At 31.2% G+C, this 17,160-nt stretch carries 16 protein-coding genes; 6 read left to right on the top strand and 10 right to left on the bottom strand.

Annotated features, from left to right (window positions below; translation table 11 throughout):
• Positions 1–47: 47 nt before the first annotated feature.
• From KQI88_RS00720 to KQI88_RS00710, 3 genes are all read right to left on the bottom strand, one after another.
• Positions 48–1,949 (bottom strand): M56 family metallopeptidase, encoded by a 1,902-nt coding sequence (locus tag KQI88_RS00720; protein WP_216414452.1) that lies wholly within the window; start codon positions 1,947–1,949, stop codon positions 48–50.
• Complete coding sequence (locus tag KQI88_RS00715) at positions 1,949–2,317, bottom strand: BlaI/MecI/CopY family transcriptional regulator (RefSeq protein ID WP_216414451.1); 369 nt, start codon at positions 2,315–2,317, stop codon at positions 1,949–1,951. The genes KQI88_RS00720 and KQI88_RS00715 overlap by 1 nt, the downstream gene beginning before the upstream one ends.
• A gap of 157 nt (positions 2,318–2,474) precedes the next feature.
• Complete coding sequence (locus tag KQI88_RS00710; protein WP_216414450.1) at positions 2,475–3,983, bottom strand: DUF1846 domain-containing protein; 1,509 nt, start codon at positions 3,981–3,983, stop codon at positions 2,475–2,477.
• Positions 3,984–4,239: 256 nt separating this feature from the next.
• On the opposite strand from KQI88_RS00710, the gene KQI88_RS00705 reads away from it, so the two are divergent.
• Positions 4,240–5,283 carry a YeiH family protein gene (locus KQI88_RS00705; protein ID WP_216414449.1) on the top strand — a complete coding sequence of 348 codons (1,044 nt, stop codon included), beginning with the start codon at positions 4,240–4,242 and terminating at the stop codon, positions 5,281–5,283.
• Between the two features lie 70 nt (positions 5,284–5,353).
• Here the strand turns inward: KQI88_RS00705 and KQI88_RS00700 are convergent, their stop codons facing one another.
• From KQI88_RS00700 to KQI88_RS00685, 4 genes are all read right to left on the bottom strand, one after another.
• The gene (locus tag KQI88_RS00700) at positions 5,354–5,998 is read right to left on the bottom strand and encodes a site-2 protease family protein (protein ID WP_216414448.1); all 645 of its coding nucleotides are present in this window, start codon (positions 5,996–5,998) and stop codon (positions 5,354–5,356) included.
• The gene (gene ftsH, locus KQI88_RS00695; RefSeq protein WP_281417514.1) at positions 5,995–7,866 is read right to left on the bottom strand and encodes an ATP-dependent zinc metalloprotease FtsH; all 1,872 of its coding nucleotides are present in this window, start codon (positions 7,864–7,866) and stop codon (positions 5,995–5,997) included. The genes KQI88_RS00700 and ftsH overlap by 4 nt, the downstream gene beginning before the upstream one ends.
• Before the next feature lie 221 nt (positions 7,867–8,087).
• Positions 8,088–9,185 carry a GerAB/ArcD/ProY family transporter gene (locus tag KQI88_RS00690; RefSeq protein ID WP_216414447.1) on the bottom strand — a complete coding sequence of 366 codons (1,098 nt, stop codon included), beginning with the start codon at positions 9,183–9,185 and terminating at the stop codon, positions 8,088–8,090.
• Between the two features lie 400 nt (positions 9,186–9,585).
• Positions 9,586–10,740: an amidohydrolase gene (locus KQI88_RS00685; protein WP_216414446.1), complete on the bottom strand. Its 1,155-nt coding sequence runs from the start codon at positions 10,738–10,740 to the stop codon at positions 9,586–9,588.
• Between the two features lie 384 nt (positions 10,741–11,124).
• Here KQI88_RS00685 and KQI88_RS00680 point away from each other — a divergent pair, with 384 nt between their 5' ends.
• The 3 genes from KQI88_RS00680 to KQI88_RS00670 all read left to right on the top strand — a co-directional run bounded on the left by KQI88_RS00680 (position 11,125) and on the right by KQI88_RS00670 (position 12,377).
• Positions 11,125–11,448, top strand: coding sequence for a hypothetical protein (locus tag KQI88_RS00680; RefSeq protein ID WP_216414445.1), 324 nt, complete (start codon positions 11,125–11,127; stop codon positions 11,446–11,448).
• A gap of 24 nt (positions 11,449–11,472) precedes the next feature.
• Positions 11,473–11,763 (top strand): hypothetical protein, encoded by a 291-nt coding sequence (locus KQI88_RS00675; protein WP_216414444.1) that lies wholly within the window; start codon positions 11,473–11,475, stop codon positions 11,761–11,763.
• A 158-nt stretch (positions 11,764–11,921) separates the two neighbouring features.
• Complete coding sequence (locus KQI88_RS00670) at positions 11,922–12,377, top strand: DUF1259 domain-containing protein (RefSeq protein WP_216414443.1); 456 nt, start codon at positions 11,922–11,924, stop codon at positions 12,375–12,377.
• A gap of 242 nt (positions 12,378–12,619) precedes the next feature.
• Here the strand turns inward: KQI88_RS00670 and KQI88_RS00665 are convergent, their stop codons facing one another.
• Complete coding sequence (locus KQI88_RS00665; RefSeq protein ID WP_281417535.1) at positions 12,620–12,745, bottom strand: phage holin family protein; 126 nt, start codon at positions 12,743–12,745, stop codon at positions 12,620–12,622.
• Between the two features lie 165 nt (positions 12,746–12,910).
• Positions 12,911–13,129: an N-acetylmuramoyl-L-alanine amidase family protein gene (locus tag KQI88_RS17930; protein WP_330655984.1), complete on the bottom strand. Its 219-nt coding sequence runs from the start codon at positions 13,127–13,129 to the stop codon at positions 12,911–12,913.
• Between the two features lie 133 nt (positions 13,130–13,262).
• Between KQI88_RS17930 and KQI88_RS00650 the strand changes: the two genes are divergently transcribed.
• Both KQI88_RS00650 and KQI88_RS00645 read left to right on the top strand, forming a co-directional pair.
• Positions 13,263–14,687 carry a spore germination protein gene (locus KQI88_RS00650; RefSeq protein ID WP_216414439.1) on the top strand — a complete coding sequence of 475 codons (1,425 nt, stop codon included), beginning with the start codon at positions 13,263–13,265 and terminating at the stop codon, positions 14,685–14,687.
• On the top strand, positions 14,684–15,790 hold the full coding sequence (locus KQI88_RS00645; protein WP_216414438.1) for a Ger(x)C family spore germination protein: 1,107 nt from the start codon (positions 14,684–14,686) through the stop codon (positions 15,788–15,790). Before KQI88_RS00650 ends, KQI88_RS00645 begins: the two co-directional genes overlap by 4 nt.
• 136 nt (positions 15,791–15,926) lie before the next feature.
• Here KQI88_RS00645 and KQI88_RS00640 read toward each other — a convergent pair whose 3' ends face one another.
• Positions 15,927–16,964, bottom strand: coding sequence for a M42 family metallopeptidase (locus KQI88_RS00640; protein WP_216414437.1), 1,038 nt, complete (start codon positions 16,962–16,964; stop codon positions 15,927–15,929).
• Positions 16,965–17,160: the final 196 nt, after the last annotated feature.

Raw genomic sequence — 17,160 nt, 5'->3', positions numbered from 1 at the left:
ATACATCTAGAGATTTTTTTACTTTAAATTATCTAACTTTTTAAATCTTATTCATTCCAATTATCAAATTTCCCATCCGTTGCAAAAACATACTCACATATATTTTCATCCCATGTGGCAGTAATGCTAAATACTCTACCTGATGTAGGTACTGTACTATCTTTCGATGCAGACGGGTTAATAAATTCATAAATACCCTCCACATTACTAACAGGGATATCTACTATAGGTAGCAATGATTCATTAAAACTATCTGTTAGATAAGCCATTTTTACTGATACTTCATCAGGCAAATAATCCCCAAAATCAATTTTAAATTTTTCTCCTGGTTTAGGTCTATGTAGTCCTGTTAAAAGAGTCGGTTCACTATTCCAAGCTGCTTGATAAAAAGAGAGTCTATCATACATAGTGCCATTCCAACTTGTTTTAAGTATTGCATAGTTACCAATTGTATGAGGATTTGTTTCATCTATTATTATAATAGGTGGTGGTTCAATAGGGTGTTTGCCTGACAGCTTTTTAGAATTATTTAGTCCATTAACCTTATTTATCTTAAAAGTCTTAATAACGTCTCTAAATTTTTCTTCCAAATTCCTGTATTTATCCTTTAACTGGTTAGGTGCTTCAGGTGGAACCTGAACATCTGTGGCAATAGCCCATCCAAAGTAATATTTATCATTTTCTCCTAAATATTTTAAGTTATAGATTTCTTCTAGCTCCTTTAAATCTTCTTTTGTAGAATTTTTTTTATAATAGATTTCAATTCTACCAATTACCCCCAAAACTTCTTCAGGAAACATCTCTTCAACATCTTTGCTTGTAAAATATATAACGTCGCTATTCTCTATTATATTTATATCATCCGATATACTCTTTGGTATGGTTAATGAAAATCCGTATTCATCATTTTCATATAGTATATCTGGAGGCCTATTTGTTAAAGTAAATATCATTGTTATCAACAATATTGTTATTGCTAAACCTGACAAAAACAATGTTGGTTTTTTATATTTCATAATACCGCTCACCCTTTTATTAATATTACTTTGACCAAAAGCTAAAATTCCTCCACCAAATATACCATTTTGAATTGCAGCTGTATTTATTAAGGAAGTGGCATATTCTGATCTTATATCATCTTCCCATGTCTTTATTACCTTTTCATCACATGCAAATTCCATATCCATGCTTGCCAGTATAAATGATATCCATATTATTGGATTAAACCAGTGGATACTTAGAACAATTATCATAATTGGTTTTATAATGTAGTCAAATCTTTTAATATGAACTATTTCATGGGTAATTATATAAGAAAGGGTTTCCTTATCATAAGTATCCAACATTAATTTTGGCATAATAATTTTAGGTCTTACTAAACCAAACACTACAGGACTTTGTACAATTTCAGATGTATATATTTTTATTTTCCTTTTAAAATTAAGTCTTTTACTACATTTCTCGGTAATATCTATAATAGTTTTGTCTTTATTAATTATTGCAGTTTTAAGTTTTGATGATGTTCTAATATATGCTATAACTAATAATAAAAGCATGGAGATAGCTATTATAAACCATATTCGAGAACCAACAAAGGTTACTACCTGTACGGGGTCTATAGATGCCGTCGGATTAGGTGCTGGAAGAAGTGAGTTGATAGTTGGATTTTCTAAAACCTCTATACCATTTGAAATATATTGTATTCCTCCACTGTCTTTATTGATTTTAATTATCTGTGAAGGTACTGAGGATATATTGAAAATGCTAAACTTGGAATAATAGGAAAAAGGTATAATGAGTCTTATTAGAACAACTACCCATAGTATATAACTAAATGTTTTTGAGAGCTTTTTATTTAAAATAAGCCTTATCACTATTACAAATAAAGCTACTATGGTTGCAGTTATGCTCATGTTAAATATAGATAAAAATATATTTTCCAACATCATTACTCACCTCTTTTAGAATTCATTTCGACTATCTTTTTAAGCTCTTCAAGTTCCTCTTTAGATAATTTTTCTTTCTTAAGAAATGATGTAAAGAACATCTTTAATGATCCATCAAAGACTTTATCTATAAATTCATATGCTTCAGCTTTTTGAATTTTATCTCTCTCTTTAAGTACTATGACTATAGAGTTTTCATTCTTGATAATTCCTCTATCGCTGAGTCTGCGGATAACAGTATAAGTTGTTGATTTTTTCCATCCCAGCTCATCTTCAGCAAGCTTTACAAGCTCCGAACTTCTTATTGGCGCTCTGTCCCACACTAAATTCATAAACTTAAATTCTGCATCGAATATTTTTGTACTTTCCATAAAAAAACACCTCCTTGGTTTAATGTATTAGACCTCAGTTTCAGTTTAATGCGTTAAACCTCTAGTGTCAAGTTATTTTATAAAAAATCCCTAGAAATCATTTCTTGACTTCTAGGGATTTTTGATTTATATGCAATTTCATTAAGTGCATAATTTCCTATGCATTATAATAAAGACTTTCCGTAGCATATTCAGGGTCGCTCGTTATGTCTATTCCCAGCTTATTGAATATCTGCTCATCATTTGAGCTTAAAATAGTAGTTGAATGAGCCTGACACCCCTTTAGCATAGATAACTTTTCCATAGCTACCTGTGCTGTTGGATTAGTAGCTGCGCATATACTAAGGGCAATAAGTATTTCCTCGCAGTCTAAAACTCCATTTCTATTTCCTAATGTTTTAGACTTTAGGCTTCTAATCGGTTCAAGTATAACTGGAGAAATTAGATAAATTTCATCAGATATACTTGCTAGATATTTAACAGCATTTAAAATCACAGCCGCTGTTGCGTCCATTAGCTCGGAACTTTTACCTGTTAAGATTGTTCCATTATTAAGCTCTATTGCTACTGCTGGACGGACTTCATTTTTATTGGATACTTCTTTTAGTTTAGCAGATCGCTCTCTTGCAGGGCCAACCACTGTTCTATCTTCCGGTCTTAGTTTTAGCTCCTCCATAATTAGTTTCGATCTTTCAAAGGTTTCTTTTTCTACATAACCTTTTTTATACTCACACCCTGTTTTAAAATACCTTCTAATAATTTCTTGCTTAGATGCTTCTTTTACTGCCTCATCGTCAATTATACCAAAACCTACTCTGTTAACTCCCATATCCGTTGGAGATTTGTATACTGATTCTGTTCCTGTTATTTTTTCTATAATTCTTTTAAGTACGGGGAAGGTTTCTACATCACGATTGTAGTTAACTGCTACCTCATTATAGGCATCAAGATGAAAGGGATCTATCATATTTGCATCTTTTAGATCTACTGTTGCTGCTTCATAAGCTATATTTAAAGGGTGCTTTAAAGGAACATTCCATACAGGGAAGGTTTCAAATTTTGAATAACCTGCTGCTTTACCTCTTTTATATTCATGATATAACTGACTAAGACAAGTTGCTAGCTTACCACTTCCTGGCCCTGGAGCAGTTACAACAACAATAGGCTTTGTTGTCTCAATATATGGATTTTTACCATATCCTTCATCACTTACAATTGTATCTACGTCTGTAGGGTATCCTTTAGTAGTTCGATGAGTATAAACCTTTATTCCCCTGCGTTCAAGTTTATTAATAAAAACAGTGGTCGCTGGTTGTCCATCATATCTTGTTATAACAACACTATTTACATCAAGCTCATAAGCCCTTAAATCATCAATCAATCTTAAGGTATCCATATCATAGGTGATGCCAAAGTCTCCCCTTATTTTATTTCTTTCAATATCACCTGCATATACACAAATAACAACTTCAATTTTTTCTTTTAATTTCTGTAATAGTTTCACCTTTGCATTTTCGTCAAATCCAGGTAAAACCCTTTTTGCATGAAGATCAAACAGGAGCTTTCCTCCAAATTCTAAATATAGCTTATCATAATTATTAACTCTTTCTAAAATATACTTCGATTGCTCTTCTAAGTATTTTTCATGATCGAATCCTATTTTCATTTGTCTTCCTCCCCTTATGAATTATTATTTAAATATTTATAATTAAACTGCTTTAATAAATACTAGACGTAAAAAAACTTTGACTCTCTATTATAACATTATTTTAGTTTAAAATAAACAAAATAGCTTTAATGTTATTCAATATTTTGCTCTTACTTCTATAAATTTATATTATAGATATATAAATATTTATAAGTAGAAATTATAGTTTATAGATGATAAAATCAAGAAGACATTTAAATAAGGAGTTGATTTTATGGAATTTATTAAAAAATATTCCTCAGGAATATTGGTTACCGTTACACTTGCAATTGCCTCAGTTTTTTTAAGTGGACTTATACCATATAATCTTATAGGTGCAGGAGTCTTTGCCCTAATTATAGGTATGTTATTAAATCCTTTAACAGCGAAATATGAAATCCTTGAAAAAGGCTTTAACTTTACATCTAAGCAAATATTACGCCTTGCCATTATTCTAATGGGGGCTACCCTAAGTTTCTCTCAGGTAGTAGAGGTTGGAAAATTTTCCTTGTTTGTTATGATATTTACACTTATAACTGCCTTTGGTGGTGGATATTTATTTGGTAAGCTTTTTAAAATGAATTGGAAATTGTCGGGACTTATATCAGCGGGAACAGGTATATGTGGTGGTTCTGCCGTGGCTGCTATTGCACAAGCTATTGATGCTGAAGATAGTGATATTGCATATGCCATATCTGCTACATTTATATTTGACATTGTTATGGTAATTTTATTCCCTATTATGGGTAAGTACTTTGGTATGTCTGATTTAGGATATGGTCTTTGGACTGGAACAGCTGTAAATGACACTTCTTCAGTAGTTGCTGCGGGCTATGCTTTTTCAGATATTGCAGGAAATTTTTCTGTAATAGTTAAGCTTACACGGACTTTATCAATTGTTCCTGTTGTGCTTATATTCTCTTATATCAATGAGAGACTTATTAGAAAGGCGGAAGAAATATCTGTGGCTGGAGATGGTACTGTAGCCATCCATGAAAAGAAAAAGGTTGATATTAAAAAGATTTTTCCTTGGTTTATTCTAATGTTTCTTGGTATGGTTGCTATTAAAAGTATTGGAATTCTTCCTGAAGGGCTAAGTTCTTCCATATCTAGGATAAGTAAATTCTTTATGGTTATGTCTTTAGGTGCTATAGGACTTAAAACTAACTTTAAAAAACTTTCGAAATCTGGATTTGCTCCAATGTTTCATGGATTTATTATTTCTGCACTAGTAGTTATAGTTGCATTTTTAGTGCAAATGGCCATAGGACAAATATAAAAGTCATATTGAGTAGTTTACAAAAATCCTCTCACCCAATTTCCTGTGAGAGGATTTTTGTAAATCTTGTTTAACCTAATCTAAAGATAAAGCTTACAACTGTCCACATAACCTTACTTAATGAACTACGGACAATAGTAAGGGGTACATCTAAAATTCCTAAATATAGAAGTCCCATTAAGATAAGGGTTCCATATCTTTCGTACTGCATATATTTAAAGTATTTATCAGAAGGTAGAACTGCCCCTAGAACTTTAGAACCATCTAAAGGCGGAACTGGTATAAGATTAAATGCACCAAGCCCAATATTTATAATAAATAAATAGTTTAAAAAATTAAATATATATATAATAAATTCTCCAGCATATCCTCCCGTAACCTTTAAAATTAATCCCATAGCAAAAATACTTATAAATGCAATAAAAAAGTTCATAATAGGCCCAGCAAGGGCCACCATTACCATACCTTTTTTTCTATCTTTATAATAATAGGGATTAACACCTACAGGTTTTGCCCATCCAAAATGAAAAATTAATAGACAAATAGTACCTACAGGATCAAGATGGGCCAAGGGATTAACTGAAAGTCTACCCATATGCTTAGGGGTAGGGTCACCCAGTCTATATGAAACATAACCATGTGCAAACTCATGCATAGATATTGCAATAAGTATTGCGGGTAAAGTGTAAAGCAATTGACTTATAATATTATTCATTCCACACCATCCTTGGAAACAATATCACCGTCCTTAGAAATAATATTACTATCTTTAGATAGAATATCCATAAATTCTTCGCCAGTAATAGTCTCTTTTTCTAGTAAATAGCTTGTCAATTCGTGTAGTTTATCTTGGTTTTCTTTTAAAATTCTTATGGCTTTTTCATGGGCGTTCTTAATAATAGATAGAACCTCTTCGTCAATCCTTGCGGCTGTTTCTGGAGAACATATTAGAGATGCATCTCCTCCAAGATACTGATTACTTACTGTTTCTAAAGCCATCATATCAAAGTTCTCACTCATTCCAAAGCGTGTAACCATGGCACGAGCAATCCTTGTCGCTTGCTCTATATCATTAGATGCTCCAGATGTAACAGTATTAAATATCAATTCTTCTGCAGCACGTCCCCCTGTGAAGGTAACTATCTTATTAAAGGCTTGTTCTTTACTCATTAATGTACGTTCATCCTCTTCCACCTGCATAGTGTAGCCTAAAGCACCAGAGGTTCTTGGGATAATAGTAATTTTGTGAACAGGGGCAGAATCTGTTTGCTTTGCAGCTACCAAGGCATGGCCTATTTCGTGATATGCAATAATATTTTTTTCTTTTGGAGATATTACTGCACCTTTCCGTTGATAACCTGCTATAATAACCTCAACAGATTCTTCTAAATCTTCTTGAGCAACTAAGCTACGCCCCGATCTTACTGCACGTAGGGCCGCTTCATTCACAATATTAGCAAGCTCTGCACCAGAAGCTCCAGCAGTAGCTCTTGCAATGACATTAAAATCAATTTTAGACTCCATTTTTATTTTTTCAGCATGAACCTTTAGGATTGCTTCTCTCCCTGCAAGGTCTGGAAGTTCGACTGGAATACGTCTATCGAAACGTCCTGGACGCAATAAGGCTTTATCTAGTGTTTCTGGACGGTTAGTTGCAGCAAGGATAACGACTCCCTTTTTACCATCAAATCCATCCATTTCTGTAAGAAGCTGATTCAAGGTCTGTTCCCGTTCATCATTGCCACCAATACCACCACTATCACGTTTTTTACCGATAGTGTCAATCTCATCTATAAATACGATACAAGGAGCTTTCTCATTGGCTTGTTTAAACAAGTCACGAACCTTCGCTGCACCCATACCTACAAACATTTCAACAAATTCAGAGCCAGATATTGAAAAGAATGGTACATTAGCTTCACCAGCAACTGCACGAGCTAACAATGTTTTACCAGTACCAGGAGGTCCAACCAGTAACGCACCCTTAGGTAATGCAGCTCCAATTTCTGCATATTTTTTAGGATTATGAAGAAAGTCTACAATTTCGTTCAATGCCTCTTTAGCTTCATCCTGTCCTGCTACATCTGCAAAGGTTTTACCTGTCTTCGCCTGAACATAAATTTTGGCATTACTCTTGCCGAAGGTCATAGCACTTGGGCCACCCATGCGCTTCCGCATTTGTCTTGTTAAAATCTGCCCGATTCCAATAAATAAAGCCATAGGCAATATCCATGTAATAATGAAATTCTGCAAAGGTGACTTTTCTCTTGGAATATCCTTGGTAAATTTCACATCTGCCTTATATAGACGATTTACTAAATCTGGGTCTTCCATAAGTCCAGTAACATAAATATTGTTTTTTTCATCCTCATTTTTGACAAGAAAAGCAATCCTATTACCTTCTATTTGAACCTGACTTACATCTCCATCTTCAACACGTTTTAAAAAAGTTCCATAGTCAACTTCTTTTATATGTTGATCCAGGAACTCTGGAAATACCAGTGCGTTGAGTAGCATCATTATTAAAATGACCATTCCATAATAGTAAATCAAAGGTTTTTTAGAATTTTTTTGTTTCTTCAATATTTTACCCCCTTTAAATTTTATAAATAAATTTAAATTATCTTAATTAATTACATAGTAAATACATATATACTATATAACATAATTAATAATGTCAATATATTAATTTACAAATAACAAAATACCCTATAGAAAGGATACCCCATCTTCCATCCCTATAACACAAATAAAGTCTACCTTAATATATTATTAAGGTAAGACTTTATGTAAGATTATAAATATTATACATTAGCCTCGAACTTTTCCTTACTCATTTTTACAGCAAATACAGTAAAAACTATAAATGGAATTATAACAAAGTTTATAAAGCAAATGTATGAATATATATTAAAAAATGAAAAAAGTACAAATAGATTATTAGAAATAAAGTAAGCTGCGATATATACAAGTACACTTATTATATAAGTCATATATATAAGATGCTTCCTCTTTAAATTAAACTCCTTACTTAAAAGTAATATTGCATAAAATGAGATTACATACTTTAAAATCCACCCACCTACAATTTGAAGCATTACATAAAGCTCCCCAAACTCTAAAAACCTCATATAACTTACCTGTTGAGTTTGTATAAGCTTTGGATAGGGCATTGGCTTAACATAGTCAACGCCAAATGTCATTATAACTCCAGCTATTGCCACTATTTGCATTTGTGCTACAATTAGTAAACCAATTACAGTATGTTTAGTTATTTTTTTAGTATCTCCTATTTTTGCAAGGTAGGGTAATGTTATAGATATGCATCCATATAACCCTAGCATTTTTATTATAGATATAAAAAAACCTTTATGCAGCCCATAGCTAAAAATAGGAAAAAGTCGTTCGAAGCTTTTATACCTTGCAGTAAGTATGGAAAGATTAATTCCTGCAAGCATTATAAGCACTATTCCTATCATAGTAATAGTAATAACTGCTACAATATCCTTCCTAATAGTATATATAATTGGAACTATAAAAAATAATAACAAATACCACTCGGGGGTGTCTAATAACATATTTGTATGCATAGAATTTGCCTCTGCAGAAGCACTTTCAACTAGTGTTATAAACAGTGTTATCATAAATAACCCTATAAAAACCTTACTTAATTTTTCTCCCAGGGCTCTTTCATATATTTTGCAAAAGCTATAGCAGTTATATTTTTTACATATTCCAACAATATACATATAAAAACCTAGCATTAACATTGATGCAATAATAATTCCTATCCAACTTTCTCTTCCTCCGTCTTTAATAAGAATTCCCGGATATGTTTTAATAGAAACGATTCCTGTAGCTAAAATTAAAAAAGCATAATGCCTTGATGTAAATTTATCCATTTTATTCTCTACCCCTTAAAAATTAATAGTGTAAGTTTAAGTCATGTTTTCTGTATATTATTACATATAATATAATATTGTTTCCAAATATCTACCAAATAATAAGTTAAATGGTAAAATCAATACTTTAAAAGAGTTGACTGTTTTAATAAAGTAAATAAATATAAATAAATATAAATAAATAAATATAAATAAATATAAATAAATAAATATAAATTAATTTTTGACGTTTTTTTGACGGCAAATATAAAAGCAATAATCTTTAATTAGATTATCGCTTTTATTTTAGCTATATTTTTCTTAATAATATTACAAGGCTATATTTTAAAAATCTCTTTTAATATGGAATATAGATAATGCTGTTTTAGGTATGCTGGATTTACTAGCGCATGAAGTTAATTTATGCCTTAAATACAATATCACCATTTATCATTGTCATATTTACTCTGGTGTTTATATTAAATGGATGGCCTGAATAGATTGCAAGATCTGCATCATATCCTTTTTCAATCTTTCCTATTTTATTGTCACATTCCAATATTTCTGCTGGATGTATAGTAATACACTTTAGAGCGTCTTGAACACTTAATCCCTCAGCCATAGCAAGAATTGTTATGGTTCTTAGCTGGTCAATAGAATTATAGGGATGATCTGTTATAAGTGCAACCTTAATCCCTGCTTCTACTAATTCTATAGCTGAGTAATAATTCCGTTTTTTGAGTTCCATTTTTATTCGAGGCGTCAACATAGGCCCCAAAGCAACAGCTACTTTTTTCTCTTTGAGATAATCCTTTATAATATTTGCTTCTGTTCCGTGCTCAATAACTAATTTATTAATTCCAAATTCCTCCGCTATTCTTATAGCTGTTACAATATCATCAGCTCTATGAGCATGGGCCCGGAGTGATATTTGTCCCGTTAATACGGGAATAATAGCCTCTAACTTAATGTCTCTTTGAATTATTTTATTTCTTTCTTTTAGATCCATATAATCTTGTGCTCTCATAAATAAGTCACGAATAAGGTAAGCGGTGCCCATTCTTGTCACAGGGCTTTTTTTATCTATACCATAGGTACTAATTGGATTTTCTCCTAAAGCGATTTTAAGACCTACAGGATTTCTAAGAATCATTCTATCAATAATTGTTCCGTGGGTTTTGATAGCTGCACTTAATCCACCTACAGCATTATTACTACCAGGGCCACTCATGACACTAGTTACTCCAGATTTCACTGCATCCCAGAAGGCTATATCCATAGGATTAATAGCATCTATTCCCCTCAGTTGGGGTGTTACTGGCTCAGAAATTTCATTGTTATCAATACCAATTTTTCCGGTAGCTTCTTCTATAATCCCTAGATGCGTATGACAATCAATCATTCCGGGTAAAACATAATTCTCTTTTACATCAATTATTTCTATATCATCCTCATCCAACAGAATATCCTTCTCAACCCTCTTAATTTTTCCATTTATCACCAAAATATCTTTTTTATAAACTTTACCATCATTTATATTGATAGTAAGTGCATTTTTTAGTAGTTTTCCGCTCATAATATCTCCTGCTCTAATTTTCTAGTATTTTTCTAAACAATAAAGTGAATTCATATTTATTATTTTATTATTTATTGATCTCATCTAAACTCTTTAGTTAAGATAATTCTTTACCTTCGCTTTCAAAATCATACTTTTTAAATTTTTTGCTACTAAAAGCTATACACTCTATGTAATAAATAATCTATTCACCTTTACTAATTAATTGTTAAATATTGTGGATTAAAGTTTAACATTAGTTTAACCAGAAGTTACATGTTTATGATGCTAAACTTAATAACCTTTACAAAACAAAGTACTAGAATACTTATTCTTTTTCTGGAGATAATAATTTATGTAAGTAAACTTACAAAACTAAAAATAACTATTTTCGGAGGTAATGATATGTCACATATAAATAAAAATAACCCTAGCCTTAAAAATTCAACAGCTGTTGGACAAGAAGAAATCCAAAACGTTAAGCAAAGCATTAATGCAACAACAGGACAAGGAATGGTTGCAGGTTCAGTACCAAACCTAAGTTCTTCAAATTCAGTGGGTCAAAAAGAAATTCAAAATGTTAAACAGAATATGAACTCAACTACAAGTCAAGTAAATACAGCAAGTGCTGTTCCTAATTTAAATAGTTCTACATCTGTAGGAGATCAGGAATTACAGAATGCAAAAAACAAGGTACAAGAAAGTGGTAATAGTAAAGGATTATTTTAGCAATACGAAAACCCTGAATGTAAAATGTTCAGGGTTTTTTACTTTGTTTCAAAATACTTTTTAAAAGAAGGTTTAAATGTTGCTATTGTTGATGCAGATCGTATTCTTAATGGTATTACAGGCCACACAACAGCTAAAATAACTTCTGAACATGATTTAATATACGATAAGATGATTAATCAAATAGGAATGGAAAAGGCTAAGCAGTATACTGAGTCCAACGAAAAAGCTATAAAGTTTATTGCTCAAATTGTAGAGGCAAAAAATATTGAGAGATTAAATAAAGAAAATTCCCTTAGCAATTTATATAGTTAAGGGGATTTTCTTTTTCAAACTTCGTTTTTGCAAAATAAGTTGCGAATTTTCGCAAAAAAATTGCGATGCTACATTAACCCATGCTTTCTTATTTTAAAAAAATAATCACCACTAAATATAAACTGCATATATATCTAGTGAAAGGTGGTGAAAAATAGATGATTAAAAATTCTCAATCCAATGAACAAAATACAGTGAAAAGTGAACAAAGCCTTAATTGTAATTTATGTCAACAATTTGCTGATATTCTTGAGAGTCAAATTCTTGTATCACAGGGGGATTTATGTGCAGTAACCCGTGCAAGAAATCTTAGACCAGAAATTGCTGGAAGACCTACTAGAAGTCCACTTGTTATTAATGCGCTTTTTTCATTTGAATCACCTGACGCACAAGGTAACACTCTTAATTTAGGTGAAACAGTTATATTACAAGAAGAAATTAATCCATTTATAAGTGCTCTTAGAGCACTAGGAATTGAAGTTACAGCTTTACACAACCATTGGCTATTCGATGAACCAAGATTATTTTATATTCACTTCCTCTCAATAGAAGACCCGATTATTTTTGCTATAAAAGTTGCTATAGCTTTTAGACTGTTAGAAAATAATCTTTAAATTAATTGTTATCAGGAGCTTAAGATATCTTCTATCTTAGTAGGAACTTTGTTTTATAAAAAATAGGGGCGATAAGCCCCTTTCCTGTTTCATCTATATTTTTAGCATCCGAAAAATTCACGTCCACCAAATAATACAACAAGGAATAAGAAAAAGAAAAGTAAACCATCTCCTAATTCCATAAAATAACACAGTTAAAGAAAATGATAACTAAGAATATAGCACCTTTTTTCATTAGTCCATTAAAAACCTATATCACTGGCTAAATTCTTATTCTTGAATCCTTCCATTAATCCTATTATATAGTCTATTGCCATTAAAATAGCTAGTATTTTCAATGTGCTATCCCACTCTCCAAGAAGATACATTGTCCATGTACCTAAAAAAGCAACCAAACTATTTCAAACTGTTTTATAGTTCATTATTTATCTCATTTCAAATCCTTATGTATATTCATAAGTAAAGTTATTACCGCCCATACTGGCATAGGTTCATCTATTTTTTCAAGCCATCCTGCAGGATCAGACATCAAATTATTTTTTGCTAGATATTCTATTCCTTCCTTTTTCCATAGATTTATCCTTCTTCAACATGTAGTCAATATCCACATGCTCAAGTATTCCTTTTGCAATTCCTACAGCAGCCTTCTCTAAAAACTCATCACTCTTTAATAACTGTTCCTCTACAGGATTATTAATAAAGGCTACTTCAACTAATACAGCTGGCATATAAGAATATCCGTTACCATACATGCTATTCTCCATACTACATGATTTTCTTTTAATTCGCTTGAAACTGCTCCTAGATCACTTCCACCATGGCCGAGGTCAATAACCATTGTATATTTTTTCATAAAACACACAAAATATACTGAGGTGATGCAATATGAAGGGAATAACTAAAATGGCTAAAACCTGGCTGGACTATATTAAAGAAAATTTATATAATAATAACTCTATAATTTATAGAGAATTAAAGGTTGATAGAGGAATAATAAACATAGTTTATGATAATGATGCTTGTGATCGACAGATTATTAGTCAATTTATAATCTCACCAATTATTACTACTACTAAATCCTTTAATAATATAGAAACAATAAAAAGGGAAATAATAGAAACTTCTTCTGTTATTGATGTAGAAAATAAAGAAAAGGCCATAGAGCATATTCTTTCCGGAGAGGTAATTCTAATATTTGGCTTTCTTAATAAAGTTATAGCTTGTCATGCTGAGAATTTCGCTAAAAGACAAGTCGAAGTTCCCTCTGCAGAAACAGTTATAAAAGGGCCTAGAGTAGGATTTAATGAGTCTATAGATGATAATGTATCCGCTCTTAAAAAGATAATAAAAGACCCAAATCTAAAATTTGAAAGTATTGTAATAGGAGAAAAATCCAAAACTAAAGTGGCAATAGCCTATATAAAAGGTAGCATTCCCCCACATCTTATAGAATATGTTAAACAAAAGTTGAACAATGTAACAACAGATTATCTAATATATGGAAATTACATAGAGGAAGAATTAAAATGTAAACTTACTCCTTTCGATACTATAGGTTTTACAGAAAAGCCAGATACAGCTGCAGTAGATCTTGCTGAAGGAAAAATTTTAATTTTAGTAGATGGTACTCCTTTTGTGATTTCTGCTCCTTTTTTCTTTATAGAAAACTTCCATACTACAGATGACTACACAACAAATAAATTCATGTCAAATTTCGGGGTGATTTTAAGATGGGGATCTTTTATATTATCAACTTTAGTACCTGGACTGTACGTAGCCCTATTTACCCACCATTTTAATTTAATACCTTATGTTTTTATATTTCGTGTAGCTTCTTCTAGAGCTGGTGTACCATTTCCTATGATAATTGAAGTGATAGTGATGATTGTATTTTTTCAAATTTTAAGAGAGGCAGGGGTTAGACTGCCTCAACCTATTGGTCCTACTTTAAGTATAGTAGGGGCTCTAATACTTGGAGATGCAGCAGTGCGATCTGGATTAACTTCTCATGTTACAGTATTAATAGTAGCTATAACTTCTATAGCCGCATTTTTAGTTCCTAAAGTGTCTGCAGGAATATTTACTTGGAGTATTATAATTTTACTTTTTTCCACGTTTTTAGGTTTACCAGGGTTCTATACAGGCTTTGTTTTATTTTGTTCTCATCTTGCAGGACTTACCAGCTGCGGATATCCTTACTTATATCCACTTGGAACCTTAGGTAATTTTAAATATAAAGATATATTCCTTACAGGAGAGCTTGATAAGATAAATCAATATATTTTTATCAAGGATGATGATAAAGAATGAAAAAAATCATAGTTATATTAATTCTAACCTTATTTCTAACTGGCTGCTTTAGTTATAAAGATGTAAATAGAGTTGTTTTTGTAACCTCCCTAGGAATAGACATTGATGAAGATAATAATACTATAATTTATGCGGAAGCCTTTTCAAGTTTAAGAGGTGTTGGTGAAACATCTGAGGAAGAGGGTAGAGTAGTATTTAGAGGTATTGGCAACACAATTTATGAAGCAATAAGGAATTTATTCGCAAGTTCCAGTCTAAGATTAAATTTTACTCAAAATAAGGCAATAATATTCAGTGAAAGAGCTGCTAAGTATGGTTTAGATAATTTTTTAGATACATTAATTAGAGATCAAGAATTTTTAGTTAGACAGTATCTATATATTTCTAAGGTAGATTTAGAAGAGCTAATGAAAATTAAACTACAAGAAGAAAAATACCTAGGAATTTTTTTAGCTGATCTATCTGAGAATAGGCCATCAATAACCAAAAGACCTCAAATGAGAATTGATGAATTTCTTATTTGCAGAAAACTAGGTAGTAAAATTAATGCAATCAGTATTATAGAAAAAGATCATACTGCTATTACAGAAAGGATATTTATTAAAAAGTTAGCTGTTTTTAAGGAAGATAAAATGATTAATGAATTAAACTATGATGAGACCTTTTATTATAATATTGCTGTTGATGAGCTAAAAACTGGCTTTATCCAAGTACCAAATCCAGATGAAAAAGGTAAATTAATGGATTTTGAAATTTTAAAAACTAAAACAAAAACCCATATAAATTATGATGGTGAAAATATAGACGTAAAAAAAGAAATAAATATGGAAATTACTGTTGCTTATGCTCAAATTACCATTCATTTAAATAATAAAAAAGATAGAGAGAAATTATCAAAATATGCGGCAGAGGACATAAAAAAAGGATGTTTAGATTTATATAACAAGTATAAAGATATAGACGTAGATATATTTAATTTAAAAAGACATATTGATGCAAAATATCCTCATGCTGATATAGATGAAACACTTAATTCTGTAAATCTAATTATAGAACCTAATATTCGTATAGAAGGAAGTTCGGATATAACTAATTTTTATTAAATTTAAAGCAAGGTATACTATTGCTAATATACCTTGCTTATTTTTTATATTAATCATCTAATATAAAGTGACTACTTAAACTTCTATATAGTTATAGTTTGCTTGTTTGTTTTGTATAAAACAGCCTTATACTTAACTACTTAGTTAAGTATAAATATAGTAGCTTAATAGTATTTTCAAGGGCATTATAGTGTGTTCTTTCCATACCGTGGGATGCATGCACTCCTGGTCCAATTAAAGCTCCTCTAATATTATTTCCTCCCCTTAGAGCTGCTACAACATCAGAGCCATACATAGGATAAATATCAACTGCAAAGTTAATATTATTTTCTTTAGCAAGATTAATTAACCGAGTAGTCATATTATAATCATATGGTCCGCCAGAATCCTTAGCACATATAGAAACATCATACTCCGTGCAGCTAAGGTCATCACCTATACAGCCCATATCCACAGCTATCATTTCTGTTATATCTTCTGGTATATAGGAAGCTCCATGTCCAACTTCCTCGTATGTAGAAATCAATATTTTAGTGGTATACTCAGGAACTATATTTTGTCTGCTCATAATCTCTAACAAGGATATTAAGCAAGCAACACTGCCTTTATCATCTATAAATCTAGACTTTACAAAACCACTTTCAGTTATTGTTGTTTTAGGATCTATAAATACAAAGTCCCCAACGGCAATGCCTATATCTTCTACATCTTTTTTAGATTTTACTACTTCATCTATCCTTATTTCCATGTTTTGAGTATCTCGTTTTTTAGAAGAACTATCTTCAAACACATGGGCAGCTGGACTTGTGCTTAAGAAGGTTCCAGTATAAATCTTACCATCTCTTGTTCTAATTCTACAATACTCACTATCTAATGTAGGTACAATAGGTCCTCCAATTAGAGTGAATTTCAATGTACCATTATCAGTAATAGATCTAACCATAGCTCCCAATGTATCTACATGGGCAGATAAACCAATTACCTTATTATTACTTTTACCAGGTATAGTAATTATTCCACAGCCTTTATTCATTGTCTCAAATGCATATCCAAACTCCTTTACCCATGCACTAATCTTGTCCATAATCTCAAAGCAAAATCCACTCGGACTATTAAACTCTAATAATTCCTTTGCTTTTTGTAGTACATATTCCTTATTAATTGTAATTTCCATCTTTGCTCCCCCATTATATTTTATTTTTAACCCAAATTTGTTACCGTCAGATCATTTTGTTGTGAAAAATAATTCAGACTATTATAATTAATATATTTTAATTATAACATTTATTCTTTATATTTTACATTTATGCCTTAGTACTATTTATATTGAATAAAAAATACTACATCTCTAAAGGTGTAGTATTTTTTAA

This window comes from Alkaliphilus flagellatus (genome assembly GCF_018919215.1).
In the GTDB taxonomy this organism is placed as follows: domain Bacteria; phylum Bacillota; class Clostridia; order Peptostreptococcales; family Natronincolaceae; genus Alkaliphilus_B; species Alkaliphilus_B flagellatus.
The sequence above is the reverse complement of the archived record's forward strand: the minus strand, read 5'-3'. Positions and strand labels throughout refer to the sequence as shown.